We start from the raw sequence: 15,519 nt of genomic DNA on the forward strand, positions 1-15,519 counted from the left end.
GCGGAGTCTGGGAGTCGGTTGTCCGGGCGCTCGGTGCCTGCTCGGCGGCGGGGAACGCCGGATCCGCGGCGGAGCAGAAAGAGGAGATCGCGGCCGGTCAGGACTGCGCGCGGCGGCGCCTGACCCCCACGATCAGCATCGCGATCATCATGAGGAACGCGATCGGCAGGCCCACCAGCGGCACGGCGAAGACGAACTGCCAGAACGGGCCGGTGTACTCGCGTATCCCGAGCGCGGGGGCTACCAGGATCGCGAGGAACGCGAGGACCGTCACGACGATGATCGCGATGAACATGTAGGCGAGCGTGCGCTCCGCGCGTCCGATGCCCGCCGGCTCCTGTGGCTTCACCCGTCAAGGATAGGGCGGCCCCGGTCGACTAAACTGATGGCTGCTTCATTTCCAGGAGGGGTCTGCATGCCTACCGGCAAGGTCAAGTTCTACGACGAGGAGAAGGGCTTCGGCTTCATCAGCACTGATGACGGCCAGGAGGTCTTCCTGCACGCTTCCGCGCTGCCCTCCGGGACCGCGGTCAAGGCCGGCACCCGCCTCGAGTTCGGCATCGCCGACGGCAAGCGCGGGGCGCAGGCGCTCTCGGCGCGCGTCCTCGACGCCCCGCCGAGCCTGGTGAAGCTCAATCGGAAGTCCGCGGACGACATGTCCGTGATCGTGGAGGACACGGTCAAGCTGCTCGACGGGATCGGCGCCGGGCTCAAGCGCGGTCGCTACCCCGACAAGGCGCACGGGCGCACGATCGCGGCGCTCCTGCGCCGGGTTGCGGACGAGCTGGATGCCTGACGCCGACGGCACGACCGACGAGCACGGCCCGATCGACGAGACCGTCGCCGCTCCGACCCCGGAGGACGCTCCCGTGGAGCAGTCCTCGGGAGAGGGCGACTCCGTCGCCGAGCAGGACACGACTCCGGCCGAGCAGGACCCTTCCGCAGAGGAGGCGAGCGGAGCCGACGAGGCGATCGCCGCTGACCCGGCGGCTGGTGACGACGAGGCTCCTTCCGGCGGGGCCGAGGGCGACCCCGCCCTCCCGGTGACCGAGGCTCCCGCCCACGACTCCGCCTCTGCAGAGGAGACTCCTCCGGCCGAGGACGTCGCCGCTGCGGCGGAGGCCTCCGGCTCGGACGCGGCGACCGCAGAGGACGCGAGTTCTGCAGAGGATGCCGCTCCCGTTCCCGACGACCGTTCCGAGACCGATCCCGCATCGGCGGCGGACACGCTTCCGGCCGACGGCGACGCTTCCCCGGGAGAGGCGGACGAGGCCGCAGCGGTCCAGGCTTCCGAGCCCGTCTACGAGGCGGACGCCGTGCTCGCGGGGTCACTCGATGCCGCTCGTGCGGCGCTCGCCGAGATCGCCCCGGAGGGGACGATCGGCGAGCTGGTGACGACTCTCGCGCAGGGCGAGCACGTCGTGTCGCTGCAGTTCGCGAACCTCATGCGCGGGTACCCGGGCTGGCTGTGGACGGCGACGCTGTCCCGGATCGACGAGACCGAGGACGTGAACGTCCTCGAGGTCGAACTGCTGCCGGGCGAGGGCGCCGTCCTCGCTCCGGACTGGGTGCCGTGGTCCGTGCGTCTCGCCGACTACCAGACCGCGCAGGACGCGCTCGGCGAGGAGGTCGAGAACGCGGACGACGACGAGCTCGAGGAGGCCGAGGACGAGGACCTCGACGACGAGGAGGACGACTCCGAGGAGGACGACTCCGACGACGACGACTCCGACGAGGACGACTCCGACGAGGACGACTCCGACGAGGACGACTCCGACGAGGACGACTCCGACGAGGACGACTCCGACGACGACTCCGATGACGAGGACTCGGACGACGTCGAGCCCGAGCCCGAGCCCGCTCCCGCCCCGACGACCCGTCGCCGTCGACGTCGCCGCTGATCCCCTCCGGCGCCGCCCGATGAGCATCGACTCCGACACCCGCATCGCCTATCCCGACGGCGCCGTGCGCTCCTCCGGGTGCGTGCTGCACGTGGGCCGGCTGGACGACGGCCGCTGGGCGGTGGTCCTCGATACGACTGCCGCCCACCCGGTCGACCCGACGTGGCCCGATCAGGGGCCCGATCACGGTGCGCTGGTCGTGGCGGGGGAGCGGCTGCGCCTCCTCGACTGCCGCATCGGGGCGTGGCAGGGCGGCGAGCTGCACCTGGGCGAGCGGCTCCCGGCACGGCTCGGCACTCCGGACTGGAGCTTCGTCGTCGTCCACATCGTCGACGACGCCTCCTCACTCCAGACGGACGTCGAGGTCGACGTCGAGGTCGACGCGGAGCACCGGCGCGAGCTCTCCCGCGGGCACACCGCCTGCCACCTCGCCTCCCTCGCCCTGAACGCCGCTCTGGCCTCGTTCTGGTCGAAGCCGGCTCGCACCGACGCCCTCGGGAACCCGGACTTCGACCAGGCGGCCGTCCAGACCTCGCGGATCCGCGAGTCCGGCTCCACCGACGTGTACCGCCTCGGCAAGTCCCTCCGACGCAGCGGGATGGACACCGCCCGCCTGCAGGCGGAGGTCCGCGAGGTGCAGGAGCGGATCGACGCCCTCCTCGCCGAGTGGATCGCCTCGGACGCGCAGGTGCGCATCGAGCGCGACGACGACCTCCTCAGCACGCGGCGGACATGGCGCTGCACCCTCCCCGCCGGGGACGCCGCGATCGCCTGCGGTGGGACCCACGTCGAGCGGCTCTCCGAGTTCACCGGACTGCGCGTCCGTCTCGAGCTGGAGGCCGACGGCACCGGGCTCCGGATGGAGACCGACGCGCTCTAGCGGCGGTTGCGGCTGTAGAACAGCCCGATCGTGCCGAGGACCAGTCCGATCACGACGGTCGACAGGACGACCGGCTCGACGACGGCTCCGACGGCCGATGCCACGAGCACGGCCGCGAGGGCGACGGCCCAGACGACGCACCCAACCAGCAGAGCCGTCGCGTCGTCGCTCGCGTAGGGCGGCGGCGCGGGCCGCCGCTCCTCCTCGCGCAGCCACAGCCGCATGGGGAGCCTCAGACCGCCAGGCGCTCGAGGACGTGATCGATGCAGCCGAGCAGCGAGCGGACGTCGTCCGGCTCTATCGCGACGAACGTGGCCACGCGCAGCTGGTTGCGGCCGAGCTTGCGGTACGGCTCGGTGTCGACGATCCCGTTCGCCCGGAGGATCTTCGCGACGAGAGCGGCGTCGACGGAGGCGTCGAAGTCGACGGTCGCGACGACCTGCGACCGGTGCTCGGGCACCTCGACGAACGGAGTGGCGAGGCTCGACGCCTCGGCCCAGTCGTAGATCGCCGAGGAGGACTCGGCCGTGCGCGCCGATGCCCAGGCCAGACCGCCGGACGCGTTCATCCACTCGAGCTGCGACTCCATCAGCAGGAGCGTCGAGAGCGCCGGAGTGTTCAGCGTCTGGTCGAGGCGCGAGTTGTCGACCGCGTTCTTGAGGCTGAGGAACTCGGGGATGTAGCGGCCGCTCGCCGCGATGCGCTCGATCCGCTCGATCGCGGCGGGCGAGAAGAGGCCGAACCAGAGTCCGCCGTCGGAGGCGAAGTTCTTCTGCGGGGCGAAGTAGTAGACGTCGGCCTCGGCGATGTCGACGTCGATGCCGCCCGCCGCGCTGGTGGCGTCGATGACGGTGAGCGCGCCCTCGTCGCCGCGGACCCTGCGGACCGGAGCCATCACTCCGGTGCTCGTCTCGTTGTGGGGCCACGCGTAGACGTCGATCCCCTCGACGATCTCGATCTCGCTCCGCGATCCCGCGGGGGCGGAGACGACGTGGGCCGGCTCGAGGAAGGGCGCGGAGGCGGCCGCCGCGAACTTCTGGCCGAACTCGCCGAACGTGAGGTTCTCGGCGCGGCGCTCGATGAGGGAGAAGGCCGCGGCGTCCCAGAAGGCGGTCGAGCCGCCGTTGCCCAGAAGGACTTCGTAGCCCTCGGGGATGCGGAACAGCGTGGCGAGGTGCTCGCGCACGCGGCCGACGAGGTCCTTCACGGGCGCCTGGCGGTGCGAGGTCCCGAGCAGGTGCGCGCCCTGGGTCGCGAGGTGGGCGAGCTGGTCGTGCCGCACCTTGGACGGGCCGCAGCCGAACCGTCCGTCGTGGGGGAGCAGCTCGCGAGGAATGGTGAGGTCCGGCATGCGTTAATACTAGGGTTCCCGGCCCGCACCCCTCCTCCGAGCGACGGAGGCCTGCGTCGCGCCGCAGCGACGATGCTGCTTCGTGGCGACCACTAGGGTGGAGCGCGCCGAGACGGGAAGGCTGAGATGACGGATCTGATCGACACCACCGAGATGTACCTGCGCACCATCCTCGAGCTCGAGGAGGAGAACATCATCCCGCTGCGCGCGCGCATCTCGGAGCGGCTCAGCCACTCCGGGCCGACGGTGTCGCAGACCGTGGGGCGCATGGAGCGCGACGGCCTCGTCGTCGTCTCGGGCGACCGCCACCTCGAGCTCACCTCCGACGGCCGCCGCAAGGCGATCCACGTCATGCGCAAGCACCGCCTCGCCGAGCGGCTCCTCCACGACGTCATCAAGCTCGACTGGGAGTTCGTGCACGAGGAGGCCTGTCGCTGGGAGCACGTGATGAGCGAGCAGGTCGAGCGCCGTCTCCTCGAGATGCTCGACCACCCGACGGAGTCGCCCTACGGCAACCCGATCCCGGGCCTGGACGAGCTCGGCGACACCCCCGCCTCCCGCTTCGCCGACGGCGTCATCAGCCTGCCGCGCTTCGTCGCCGGGTCGAGCGAGCCCCGCCGCGGCGTCGTGCGGCGCCTGGGCGAGCCGGCTCAGGTCGATCCGGAGCTCCTCCTCCAGCTCAAGCAGGCCGGCGTCGTCCCCGGTGCCGAGGGCGAGTTCTCGGCCCTCAACGGCTACGTGCTCGCGCGCATCGACGGAGCCGAGGCGGGCATCGAGCTGCCCAACGAGGTCGCGGCGCACATCTTCCTCGTCGTCTGATCAGCCCTTCTCTGGGAGCGGCCCGTACGGGCCCTTACCGCATCCGGTGACCGGAGTCGAACGGGAGAGCGGTCTCTTCCCGCCGAGAAGGTGACAAATCGGTAACGGTCGCTTACGCTCTGTGGAGCCCTGCGGCCGAGCCTCGGTCCCAGGGCGCGGGATCCGACGCCCCCACACCCGTCTCGGATCCTGTGCACACCGATGCTTCGTGCATGAGACGGGACAGCTGCCTGGGCTGAGGGGACGTCGGAGGATCTTCCCCTTGCCCCAGAACCCCCTCACCCCGAACGAGGACGCCGGCTCGCCCGACCGGTTCCGCTCCAACCACCCCGACCGCTCCGGCGACGCGACCTTCGAGAACCGGCCCCCGGTCATCCGCGCCCGGATCCATGGGGACGCACCCGTCTCCCGTCGTGCCGTTCCCGCGGCTCCCGCCCGCCGCGCGGACATCACCGACTTCGTGCCGTCGCCGGCCGGCACCCCGCGCAAGCGCCGGGGCCGGGTCGTCGGCAAGGTCGCGATGGTCGGCTTCGCCGGTGCGCTGGTCGCGACCATGGCGCTCCCCGCCTACGCCTTCACTCCGGGCAGCCAGGACGACGGCCTGTTCGCGGCGTCGCGCGCCGACCTCCTCCGCCAGGGCTCCGCTCAGACCGTGGCCGTCGACGGTGGAGTGGTGCAGGCCGCGATCGCCCGCGACGGCTTCTCGGCCGAGGCGGCGCCCCCGCCGCCGCCCGCCCCGGAGCCCGAGCCCGTCGTGGTCGCCGAGCCCGTCGTGGACACGAGCGACGTCGCCGAGGCTCGCGCCGAGACCGCCGAGGAGTTCAACTCCTACTCCGGTGCCTCCGCCAGCGAGATCGCGGCCGCCGCCCCGACCACCAGCTACAGCCTCTCGGCCGTGTTCACCACCGCGATGCAGTACCAGGGCGTGCCCTACGTCTTCGGCGGAGCCGACCCGAGCGGCTTCGACTGCTCCGGCTTCGTGATGTACGTCTTCGCCCAGTACGGCATCTCGATGCCGCACTCGGCCGCGGGTCAGGGCGCCATGGGCACCCCGGTCTCGCTCGCCGACGCTCAGCCCGGCGACCTCGTGATCATGGACGGCCACGACGGCTTCTACGCGGGAAACGGCAACATCCTGCACGCGCCGTACGAGGGCGCGAGCGTCCGCGTGCAGCCGCTGTGGACCTCCGACTACCGGATCGTGCGCATCAACGGCTGACCCGGTCGATCCTCTCGAGAGCCCATCCCCTCCTGGAGGGGGCGGGCTCTCGTCGTCCCCGTGTGAACGCCGCGTGACGAATCCGGACCGACCCCTGGTGTTCCGGGCGCGAAGGGTTAACCTGAACCCCAGTCCGCTCGCGTGGCGAGCGGATCGATTCGTCGAGGGACGGAGTGCCGGGATGGCCGAGCGGAGCGGGCGCCACAGCGTGGGGCTGCGCTCGCGCGTGCGGCCGGCCGATCCGATACGCGCGCGGGTCCTCACCGCGGCGGTGCACTCCTCCGACACGCGGATACGACTCCACGTCATCGCGCGGCACTCCGCCGCGGCCTCGCAGGGCGCCGTCATCACGACGGCGCCCTTGCTCGTGGTCGCGACGTCGTCTCGCGACGGCGTGCGACAGCACGGAGGTCACTGATGCGCACTCTGGTTCTGAACGCCGGCTACGAGCCTCTCGCGGTGGTGTCGTTCAAGCGGGCCCTGGTCCTGCTGATGACGGAGAAGGCGACCGTGATCGCTGCGGACGAGGGCAATCCGGTGCACAGCGCGCACGGCGACCACGTGCGGCCCTCGGTGATCGTGCTGACCCGGTACGTCCGCATCCCGAGCGGCCGGAGCGTGCCGGTGTCGCGGCGCGGCGTGCTCCGCCGCGACAACCACCGCTGCGGCTACTGCGGTCAGTACGCGGCGACGATCGACCACATCCAGCCCAAGTCGCGCGGCGGCCGCGACACGTGGGAGAACCTCGTCGCCTGCTGCCAGCGCTGCAACAACGTCAAGAGCGACCGCACCCCGCACGAGATGGGCTGGCGCCTGCGGACCGTCCCCCGGATGCCGCGCGCCGGCTCCTGGCTCGTGCGCGGCGCGGAGCGGACGCAGCCCGACTGGGACGACTACCTCGCCCCCGCAGCCTGACGGGTCGCTCCTCTCCGCGAGATGCCACTTGTGACGGGGTCCGACGGCGTGTCGGCATCACAGGTGGCATCTCGCGAAGGGGGAGGTAGGGGCGGGGCTATTCGTTGTCGTTGCCGGTGTTGGCGCTGGCGTTGCCGGAGCGCTCGCCGGCCCAGGTCCAGTTCGCGACCTCGGGGATGTCCTCGCCGTGCTCGCGCGTGTAGGCGCGGGCGCGGATGCGGGCGTCCTGCATCTCCTGGCGGAGACCGGCGGCGCGGGCGCCGAGGCCGGGGGTCCGGTCGATGACGTCGATCACCAGCGAGTAGCGGTCCAGGTCGTTGAGCATCACCATGTCGAACGGAGTGGTGGTGGTGCCGTTCTCCTTGTACCCGCGCACGTGCAGGTTGCCGTGGCCGGTCCGCTTGTAGGTCAGGCGGTGGATGAGCCACGGATAGCCGTGGTACGCGAACACGATCGGGCGGTCGGGGGTGAAGATCGCGTCGAACTCGAGGTCGGAGAGGCCGTGCGGGTGCTCCGACTCCGACATCAGGCGCATCAGGTCGACCACGTTGACCGTGCGGATCGCGAGGTCCGGCAGCTTCTCGCGGAGGATGCTCACCGCCGCGAGGGTCTCCAGCGTCGGCACGTCGCCCGCGCAGGCGAGCACGACGTCCGGGGACTCGCCCTGCCGCTCGCTGCTCGCCCACTCCAGGATGCCGAGCCCGCGGGTGCAGTGGGCGACCGCCTCCGCCATCGTGAGCCACTGGGGCGAGGGCTGCTTGCCGGCGACGACCACGTTGACGTAGTCGACGCTGCGGAGGCAGTGGTCGTACGTCGAGAGCAGCGTGTTCGCGTCGAAGGGCAGGTAGACGCGCACGACCTCCGGCTTCTTGTTGACGACGTGGTCGATGAAGCCGGGGTCCTGGTGGCTGAAGCCGTTGTGGTCCTGGCGCCAGACGTGGCTCGAGAGGAGGTAGTTGAGGCTCGCGATCGGGCGGCGCCACTCGATGTCGCGGGTCCCGTCCAGCCATTTGGCGTGCTGGTTGAACATCGAGTCGATGATGTGGATGAACGCCTCGTAGCACGTGAAGAGCCCGTGGCGGCCGGTGAGCAGGTAGCCCTCCAGCCAGCCCTGGCACTGGTGCTCCGAGAGGACCTCCATGACGCGGCCGGCGCGGGCGAGGTGATCATCGAGGGGGCTGAGCTCGGCGTCCCACTGCTTGTCGGTGGCGGCGTAGACGGACTGCAGCCGGTTGCTCGCGACCTCGTCGGGCCCGAACAGGCGGAAGTTGGTCGGGTTGGCGCGGATGACGTCGGCGAGCCACTCGCCGAGCACCTTCGTCGCCTCCGCGACGGTGCCGCCCGGCTGCTCGACTACCACCTCGTAGCGGCGGAAGTCGGGAAGGTCGAGCGTCTGCCGCAGCAGCCCGCCGTTCGCATGCGGGGTCGCGCTCATGCGCAGCTCGCCCTCGGGGGCCAGCGAGCGCACGCGATCGACCACGCCGCCGTCCTCGGTGAAGAGCTCTTCGGGGCGGTAGGAGCGGAGCCAGTCCTCGAGCAGGCGGGTGTGCGCCTCCGTGTCGCGGGCGTTGGGCAGCGGGACCTGGTGCGAGCGGTAGGTGCCCTCGACCTGGACGCCGTCGATCTCGGTCGGGCAGGTCCATCCCTTCGGAGTCTTCAGCACGATCATCGGCCAGGCCGGACGGGAGAGGTCGCCGGCGGCGGCGCGCTCCTTGATCGCGGCGATGCGGTCGAGCACCGTGTCGAGGACGTCGGCGAACCGCTCGTGCACGCGCATGGGATCCTCGCCGTCGAAGCCGCCCTCGACGAGGAACGGCTCGTGGCCGTAGCCGCGGAGGAGGCTGTCGAGCTCCTCCTGCGGGATCCGGGCGAGGACGGTCGGGTTCGCGATCTTCCAGCCGTTGAGGTGCAGGATCGGCAGGACGACGCCGTCGGTGAGCGGATTCACGAACTTGTTGGAGTGCCAGCTGGTGGCGAGCGGGCCGGTCTCGGCCTCCCCGTCGCCCACGACCGCCGCGACCAGCAGGTCCGGGTTGTCGAAGGCCGCTCCGTAGGCGTGGCTCAGCGCGTAGCCGAGCTCGCCGCCCTCGTGGATGCTGCCCGGGGTCTCGGGGGCGGCGTGGCTCGGGATGCCGCCGGGGAAGCTGAACTGGCGGAAGAGGCGCCGCAGTCCCTCCTCCGACTCGTCGATGTGGGAGTAGATCTCGCTGTAGGTGCCGTCGAGGTAGGCGTTGGCGACCATGCCCGGTCCGCCGTGGCCGGGACCGGTGATGTAGAGGGTCGGCTGGCGACGCTCTCGGATCGCGCGGTTCAGGTGCGCGTAGATCAGGTTGAGACCGGGGGTGGTGCCCCAATGGCCGAGCAGGCGGGGCTTGATGTCGTCCCGGCTCAGCGGGGTCTTCAGGAGCGGATTCGCGAGCAGGTAGATCTGCCCGACCGCGAGGTAGTTCGCGGCGCGCCACCAGGCGTCGACCGTGTCGAGAGTGTCCTGGGTGAGCTCGGCGTCAGCCGGTCGGGCGATCCAGCTGTGCTCGGGGACGGGCAGGAGGGACGGAGCGGGGGAGTCGGCCATGTGCCCACGCTGGCACCCGGACGCCCGGGGCGGAAGGGCCTTGCAGGCCCGGCTCCGGAGGGTGTCGGCCCGCCCCGCTCGGCGGATGGGTGCCGGTGGTGTCAGCTGCTGCGCGGGGTGGCGCGGCGGAGGATCGCCCAGCCCGCGACTCCGGCGATCGCGGTCGGGATGAGCGAGAGGCCGTAGCCGCCCGCGTACCCGACGCGGCCGAAGAAGGAGCCCACGGCCGGCCAGCTCTCGGTGAGCGTGAGGAGGGTGATCACCGCCAGCACGAGGGCGCCGAGGATCCCGAAGAAGAGCAGCATCCCGCGCTGGCGCCAGCGCACGTAGACCGCCGCCGTCGCCGCTCCGACGAAGAAGAAGAAGAGCAGGGCGCAGAGCACCGCGACGGCCTGCTCGCCCACGGAGTCCCCGCCGAAGTAGATCGAGCGGAAGAAGCTGCCGCCGAAGCCCCAGCCGTCGGTCGCCCGCTCCACGATCCCGAGGACCACGAAGACGCCGGTGTAGAAGACCGAGAGGGCGACGAAGGTGAGGGCCGTGCCGAGGGAGAAGTCGCGGCGGGTGGCGCCGTAGCCGAGGGCGAGGCCGAAGGTGACGTTCACCGACTGGACGGCCACGACCATCATGTAGACGAAGAGGAAGAAGGACGCGCCGGAGTAGGTCATCCCCTCCTGCGCCTCGAGGCGCTCGCCGGATGAGAGCCCGCGGAGGATCAGCCACCAGACGACCAGGTTGCCCGCCAGGATGACGGCGGTGATGATCAGCGGCGTGTAGAGGATGGTGGCGGGGTTCGCGAAGTGCAGGCGGACGATGCTGCCGAGGCGGCCGGCGGCGGTGTCGTGGCGCGCGGGGGAGCTGATGAGGGCGGTCATTCCGAGGCCTTCCCGGTGGTGAGCTGGACGACGAGCTGCTGGAGGGGGACGGACTCGAGTTCGAGCCCGTGGCGGGCGGCGGAGGCGCGGCAGGCGTAGTCGAGGCGGGGGAGCGTGGCCGAGGCGCGGCTGCCGAGAGCGGAGCGGGCGATGACCTCGCGGCCCGCGGTGAACGACTCGACGGCCTGCCGGGGCCCGATGACCGTCGCCGCGGCACCGCGGAGCTCCTCCGCGTCGATGTAGACGACGAGGCGGCCCTCGTCCATGACGAGGACGTGCTCGAGCAGGCTGCTGACCTCGTCGATGAGGTGGGTGGAGAGGACGACTGTGCGGGGGTGCTCGGCGAAGTCCTGGAGGAGGCGGTCGTAGAACAGCTGCCGGGCGACGGCGTCCAGGCCCAGGTAGGGCTCGTCGAAGAACGTGAGCGGGGCGCGGGAGGCGAGACCGACGACCACTCCGATCGCCGACAGCTGCCCGCGGGAGAGCTTCTTGATCTTGCGGTCGACCGGGAGGCGGAAGTCCTCGACGAGCTCTCGGGCGAACGCCTCGTCCCATCCGTCGAAGAACCAGGGGGCGCTGCGCAGGACGTGCTTCACCCTGAAGTCGTCCGGGTACTTCTGGCTCTCCTTGATGAAGCAGGTGCGCGAGAGGACGGCGGCGTTCTCCACCGGCGACCGCCCGAAGACGCGGATCTCGCCCGAGCTGGCGAACTCCTGGCCGGTGAGCATCGACATCAGCGTCGTCTTGCCCGCGCCGTTGCGCCCGAGGAGTCCGTCGATGCGGTTCTCCTCCAGTGCGAAGCCGATGCCGTCGACAGCGCGCATCCGTCCGTAGTGCTTGGTGAGGTCGTTGACCTCGATGACCGCGCTCATCGCGATCCCCCTTCTCTGATCATGTCGGCGAGATGCTCGGTGCTGAGGCCGAGCTTGGCGGCCTCGGCGAGCAGAGGAGCGACGAACTGGTCGCGGAACTGCGTGCGGCGCTTCTCGACCAGCCGGTCGCGCGCCCCCTCGGCGACGAACATGCCGATCCCCCTCCTCTTGTAGAGCACCCCGTCGTCGACGAGCAGGTTCACGCCCTTGCCGGCGGTGGCCGGGTTGATGCGGTGGAACGCGGCGAACTCGTTGGTCGACGGGACCTGCGACTCCTCCGGCAGCGCGCCGTCGATGATGTCGTTCTCGATCTGCTCGGCGATCTGCAGGAAGAGCGGGCGGGAGTCGTCCACGCGGGCTCCTTCGGTGCTGGGTCAGGTGGTTAGTCGGTGTTGTAACTAACCATGGAGGCGAGAAGCGGTGGTGTCAAGAGAGGCGTGCCGCTCGTTCGGCACGACGACGGCCGTAGCGCGCTTCGCGGGCATTGTGGTGGGGGCCGGTCGGCGCTTCGCGGGGGGCGGCGCACGGCGGGTACACTGGCTCGGCCAGCCTCTGTAGCTCAATGGAAGAGCGACTCCGTCCTAAGGAGCAGGTTGGGGGTTCGAGTCCCTCCAGGGGCACCACGATCCGCGATCGGGGTCGGTCGTTCCGAAGACCGCCGCCGTCGCTCCGTTCCAGGCCACGATCTGGCCCCGCGGAGCACTCCAGGCTTTGCTTGTCGAGGCGCCGACGGTTCGAGTCGCTGAGAGTCCTGCCCGGTTCCGAGCTTCTCCACGGGCGTGACGCCCGACCGAGGAGCTCCTTCGCGGGTTCTCGGGTGACGCGGTGGTCGAACTCGGAACCGCCGTGAACGGAGGCCGGAGGCCGACCTCCGGACCGAGCTCGTGTCGCCGAAGAGAGGAAAGGGGGCGTCGACGTGTTCACCACTGCCGCCGTCGTCGGAGGGCTGCTCGTGGGCCTGCTCTTCGGACGAGCGCGCACACCACGGTTCCGCGGCGGTCTGTTCCTGCTCGCTGCTGCCGCGCTCGCCGTCCTCGTCCTGAGCCTCGCCGTCCAGCGGGACGCGTTCGCGAACAGCTGGCTCGCGGGATTCAGTGCGCTCCTCGCGTCGGCCGGTCACGCGGCGGCCGTCTGCAGGAGGCGGCTGTCCGAACTCGGGATCCCCTTCCTCGGCTGGATGTGGCGGGCCGTCCTCCGCCCGCGGTCCGTGCGCGACCTCCTCGACCAGGCGGGGAGCGGGGAGGAGATCTCGGAGCGACGCCCGAGGAGCTGACCGCTCACGGCCTTCTGAGGGCGTCTCGCGGGTCTTCGCTCAGGCTGCGCCGCCATGATCGAGGCTGGTACTCGACGGAAGGTTCTCTGTGAGCATGTTCAAGCGCGTTCTCGGCATGGCGTCGAAGGCGCTCGATTCGAAGAGCGGCTCGGGGTCGTCCTCGAGCGGGACGACCGATTGGCGCGACCTCGTGCGCACCGCCGCCGACAAGGTGACGGGCGATTCGCGGAGCGGGCAGGCTCAGCCGTCCCAGCAGTACGGCTCGCCGCAGCAGCGCCCCTCCGCGCGACCCCAGGACGCCCGGCCCGGGCAGCAGCCGGTCGTCACGCAGGAGGACCGTGCCGCGATCGCGCGCTACGACTACCTCCTCCGCACGGCCGACCCCGAGCAGCTCGAGCAGGTGCACCGCGACGCGTTCGCGAAGCTGACGCCGGCGCAGCGCGCTCAGGTCGAGGCGCGGCTCCGGGAGGAGCTGCCCGCGAACGAGCAGCCGCGCTCCTCCGCCCCCGACGACCTGGCGCGCGCGGCGACGCGCGGCGAGGCGAACAACCCGGGGTTCCTCAAGACGATGTTCTCGAAGCCGGGGACCCGCGGTGTCCTCGCCGGTGCGGGCGTCGGAGCGGCGGCCGGCATCGGGCTCGGCGCGGCGGGCGGACTGCTCGCGGCGGTCGCGGGCGGTGCCGTGATCAGTAGCGTCGCCGGTCCTCTGCTCGCGCAGGCGTCCGGGCTCGGTGTGGACTTCGAGAACCTGGCCGGCGGGTTCGGCGACCTGGGCGACTTCGGCGACATCACCGGCGGCGCGGGAGAGTTCGTCTCCGGCGCGGGCGAGCACGTGTCCGGGCTGGGAGAGCAGGTGTCGGAGTTCGGCTCGGACTTCCAGCTGCCGGGGCTCGGCGACCTCGGGAACCTCTTCGACCGCTAGGCGGACGGGGCGGAAGCGCTCCGGCGGCGGAGCAGCGGCGACGCGATCGCGAGCGCCGCTCCGACGACGAGCAGCACGGCGCCCACGACCGCGACGGCGGTCGTCGACCAGTCGGGGAGGTCGACCACCGTCGTGCCGTCGAGCAGCGTCCACTGGCAAGCAGCGCCGAGGGGCCACCACGACCAGAAGCCGCGGACGAGCTCACCGGCCTCGGGAGGGACGCCGCCGAGGCTTCCCCGGCAGAGATCGTCGAAGCCCTGGGCGCTGAGGGTCGCGTATTGCAGCGGCACGAGCGCGAGCGCGGCCAGGCCGGCCAGGATCAGGAGGGCGCCGACGAGCAGTGCGAAGCGTGCGGCCGTCCAGCGGCGCTTCGCCGGCGTCGGGGCCGGAGCGGGCGGCGTCTCGGTCATCGTCCGATGGTGTCATGAGCGACGGCGGACGGGGCGGGGGTGCGCAACCGAGGCTGAGATGTGTGAATCGGTCGGATCGGCCGCCTTTCGCCACGCTGAGCCTCGGTTACGACGGGAAAACGGCGCGGAGGACAGCGACCGGGCGCGCGGGCCCGCGGGCGTCGTACCCTCGTCTGCATGGGGTTCGTCGTGTCGCTGGTGATCATCGTCCTGACCGTGCTCGCGCTGGTCGACGTCGTGCGGCAGCCCGACAACGTCATCAAGAACCTGCCGAAGATCGTGTGGATCCTCCTGATCTTCTTCCTCCCGCTCATCGGCGTCTCGCTGTGGTTCCTGCTCGGGCACGACTGGAAGCGCGGGGACGGCGGCTCCTTCGTGCCCGGCGGTCGAGCACCCCGCCGCCGGAGGCAGGCGCCGCCGACCATCGTGGTCCGGCCCGCTCCGAAGAGCACCGAGGAGCAGCTCGCCGACCTCGAGCGCGAGGAGGCGCACTACGCGCGGCTCGCCGAGGAGCAGCGCCGCCGTCGCGAGGGGGAGCGACCGCTCGACGCCTGAGCGGCCGCTCTGGGGGGCGCTACTTCGAGAAGTTCGACGCGGCCCACTGGATCGAGGCGATCTTCGCCTGGCCCGCGATGCTCGGGTGGAAGTAGTCCGTGGTGCCGATCAGGCTCTTCGTGACGGGCGTCGCGGTGAGCGCACCACCGTCCCAGTCGCAGAGCTGACCGGCCGCGCTGCACGCCGTCTGCAGGGCGGTGTTGTACTGCGTCGTCCGCGTCTTCGCGGCAGCGGCGGAGGCGGCCGCAGCGGTGCTGCTCAGCCGACGGCCCGTCGAGCTGACGCCGCGGGTGGTGCGACACAGGTCGCCGCCGGACCAGACCAGCGCGCCGACTCCGGTCTTGACGACCGACCACTCGGACGCGACGTTCGGCATCGAGGAGAGGACGATGCGGGCGGAGGGCCACGTGGTGCGGATCTTCGTGATCGCGGCGGAGGCTCCCGTGCGGAAGGTGCTCGCCGGGGTCATGGTGTAGCCGTCGGAGGCGACGCGGTTGTCGGGCGAGCAGAGGTCGTTGCCGCCGATGAGCAGGGTGACGACATCGGGCCGCACGCCGGCGGCGACCGCTGCGTCGATCCGCGAGGGGACCTGCGCGACGACGTCGCCGGTGGTGGCGAAGTTCGCGGTCGTCACGGTGGTGCCGGGCAGTGCCGCGCGCAGTCGCGACGCGAAGGACTTCACCGAGGTGCTGGTGCCGGTGGACCAGTTGTTGCGCGGGCAGTCGCCGAAGGAGCCGCAGGTGCCGTAGGCCTGGGTGATGGAGTCGCCCAGGCTCAGCACCGAGAGGGTGGCGGGAGTGGCGGCGGCGGCGGCCTGCGCGGGCAGCAGAGCGGCGGCGAGGGCGAGGGCGGCTCCGACGGCGAGGGCGCGGACGCGGCGGCTCGGGGTCGGCGAGCTGCTCCTCGGTGCTCTTCGGAGCGGGCCGGACCACGATGGTCGGCGGCGCCTGCCTCCGGC

At 71.4% G+C, this 15,519-nt stretch carries 18 protein-coding genes and 1 tRNA gene; 10 read left to right on the forward strand and 9 right to left on the reverse strand.

Going from position 1 to position 15,519, the window contains the following annotated elements:
• Positions 1-97: 97 nt before the first annotated feature.
• Entirely contained in the window at positions 98-349 is a 252-nt protein-coding gene (locus tag C5C24_RS13645) for a hypothetical protein (RefSeq protein ID WP_244248111.1), read from the reverse strand.
• Between the two features lie 66 nt (positions 350-415).
• Here C5C24_RS13645 and C5C24_RS13650 point away from each other — a divergent pair, with 66 nt between their 5' ends.
• From C5C24_RS13650 to C5C24_RS13660, 3 genes are read left to right on the forward strand one after another with little or no spacing between them, the layout of a single operon-like run.
• Entirely contained in the window at positions 416-796 is a 381-nt protein-coding gene (locus C5C24_RS13650) for a cold-shock protein (RefSeq protein ID WP_104224602.1), read from the forward strand.
• Positions 789-1,901 (forward strand): DUF3027 domain-containing protein, encoded by a 1,113-nt coding sequence (locus tag C5C24_RS18060; protein ID WP_181135541.1) that lies wholly within the window; start codon positions 789-791, stop codon positions 1,899-1,901. Before C5C24_RS13650 ends, C5C24_RS18060 begins: the two co-directional genes overlap by 8 nt.
• Positions 1,902-1,920: 19 nt before the next feature.
• Entirely contained in the window at positions 1,921-2,781 is an 861-nt protein-coding gene (locus C5C24_RS13660; RefSeq protein WP_104305219.1) for a metal-dependent hydrolase, read from the forward strand.
• On the opposite strand, the gene C5C24_RS13665 is transcribed toward C5C24_RS13660, so the two are convergent.
• Together C5C24_RS13665 and serC are read right to left on the reverse strand one after the other, a co-directional pair.
• Positions 2,778-3,005 carry a DUF2530 domain-containing protein gene (locus C5C24_RS13665; RefSeq protein ID WP_104282147.1) on the reverse strand — a complete coding sequence of 76 codons (228 nt, stop codon included), beginning with the start codon at positions 3,003-3,005 and terminating at the stop codon, positions 2,778-2,780. The two genes, C5C24_RS13660 and C5C24_RS13665, sit on opposite strands and share 4 nt — an antisense overlap.
• An 8-nt stretch (positions 3,006-3,013) precedes the next feature.
• The gene (gene serC / locus C5C24_RS13670; RefSeq protein ID WP_104277705.1) at positions 3,014-4,132 is read right to left on the reverse strand and encodes a phosphoserine transaminase; all 1,119 of its coding nucleotides are present in this window, start codon (positions 4,130-4,132) and stop codon (positions 3,014-3,016) included.
• A gap of 126 nt (positions 4,133-4,258) precedes the next feature.
• Between serC and C5C24_RS13675 the strand changes: the two genes are divergently transcribed.
• The 3 genes from C5C24_RS13675 (at position 4,259) to C5C24_RS13690 (ending at position 7,085) form a co-directional block, all read left to right on the forward strand.
• Positions 4,259-4,951, forward strand: a complete 693-nt coding sequence (locus C5C24_RS13675) for a metal-dependent transcriptional regulator (RefSeq protein WP_104224606.1) — start codon at positions 4,259-4,261, stop codon at positions 4,949-4,951.
• 262 nt (positions 4,952-5,213) lie between these two features.
• Positions 5,214-6,170 carry a C40 family peptidase gene (locus C5C24_RS18065; protein WP_258065258.1) on the forward strand — a complete coding sequence of 319 codons (957 nt, stop codon included), beginning with the start codon at positions 5,214-5,216 and terminating at the stop codon, positions 6,168-6,170.
• Between the two features lie 417 nt (positions 6,171-6,587).
• Positions 6,588-7,085, forward strand: a complete 498-nt coding sequence (locus C5C24_RS13690; RefSeq protein WP_104305220.1) for an HNH endonuclease — start codon at positions 6,588-6,590, stop codon at positions 7,083-7,085.
• Positions 7,086-7,182: 97 nt separating this feature from the next.
• Here C5C24_RS13690 and C5C24_RS13695 read toward each other — a convergent pair whose 3' ends face one another.
• The 4 genes from C5C24_RS13695 to C5C24_RS13710 all read right to left on the reverse strand — a co-directional run bounded on the left by C5C24_RS13695 (position 7,183) and on the right by C5C24_RS13710 (position 11,754).
• Positions 7,183-9,657: a phosphoketolase gene (locus C5C24_RS13695; RefSeq protein ID WP_104277708.1), complete on the reverse strand. Its 2,475-nt coding sequence runs from the start codon at positions 9,655-9,657 to the stop codon at positions 7,183-7,185.
• 101 nt (positions 9,658-9,758) lie between these two features.
• Positions 9,759-10,529, reverse strand: a complete 771-nt coding sequence (locus C5C24_RS13700; RefSeq protein ID WP_104305221.1) for an ABC transporter permease — start codon at positions 10,527-10,529, stop codon at positions 9,759-9,761.
• Positions 10,526-11,401 (reverse strand): ABC transporter ATP-binding protein, encoded by an 876-nt coding sequence (locus C5C24_RS13705; RefSeq protein WP_104305222.1) that lies wholly within the window; start codon positions 11,399-11,401, stop codon positions 10,526-10,528. Before C5C24_RS13705 ends, C5C24_RS13700 begins: the two co-directional genes overlap by 4 nt.
• On the reverse strand, positions 11,398-11,754 hold the full coding sequence (locus C5C24_RS13710; protein WP_104277711.1) for a GntR family transcriptional regulator: 357 nt from the start codon (positions 11,752-11,754) through the stop codon (positions 11,398-11,400). The genes C5C24_RS13705 and C5C24_RS13710 overlap by 4 nt, the downstream gene beginning before the upstream one ends.
• 195 nt (positions 11,755-11,949) lie before the next feature.
• Between C5C24_RS13710 and C5C24_RS13715 the strand changes: the two genes are divergently transcribed.
• The 3 genes from C5C24_RS13715 (at position 11,950) to C5C24_RS13725 (ending at position 13,596) form a co-directional block, all read left to right on the forward strand.
• Positions 11,950-12,024, forward strand: a tRNA-Arg gene (locus C5C24_RS13715).
• A 293-nt stretch (positions 12,025-12,317) separates the two neighbouring features.
• Positions 12,318-12,674 (forward strand): hypothetical protein, encoded by a 357-nt coding sequence (locus tag C5C24_RS13720; RefSeq protein ID WP_104305223.1) that lies wholly within the window; start codon positions 12,318-12,320, stop codon positions 12,672-12,674.
• Between the two features lie 94 nt (positions 12,675-12,768).
• A complete protein-coding gene (locus C5C24_RS13725) occupies positions 12,769-13,596 on the forward strand; it encodes a hypothetical protein (protein WP_258065259.1) in 828 nt (275 codons plus the stop codon).
• Here the strand turns inward: C5C24_RS13725 and C5C24_RS13730 are convergent.
• Positions 13,593-14,006: a hypothetical protein gene (locus tag C5C24_RS13730; protein ID WP_104305225.1), complete on the reverse strand. Its 414-nt coding sequence runs from the start codon at positions 14,004-14,006 to the stop codon at positions 13,593-13,595. The two genes, C5C24_RS13725 and C5C24_RS13730, sit on opposite strands and share 4 nt — an antisense overlap.
• Before the next feature lie 177 nt (positions 14,007-14,183).
• Here C5C24_RS13730 and C5C24_RS13735 point away from each other — a divergent pair, with 177 nt between their 5' ends.
• Positions 14,184-14,561, forward strand: a complete 378-nt coding sequence (locus tag C5C24_RS13735; protein ID WP_104305226.1) for a PLD nuclease N-terminal domain-containing protein — start codon at positions 14,184-14,186, stop codon at positions 14,559-14,561.
• A gap of 19 nt (positions 14,562-14,580) precedes the next feature.
• Here C5C24_RS13735 and C5C24_RS13740 read toward each other — a convergent pair.
• The coding region (locus tag C5C24_RS13740) for a GDSL-type esterase/lipase family protein (protein WP_104305227.1) at positions 14,581-15,519 on the reverse strand (939 nt) is incomplete at its 5' end.

Source organism: Rathayibacter sp. AY2B3 (assembly GCF_002931755.1).
Taxonomy (GTDB): Bacteria; Actinomycetota; Actinomycetes; order Actinomycetales; family Microbacteriaceae; genus Rathayibacter.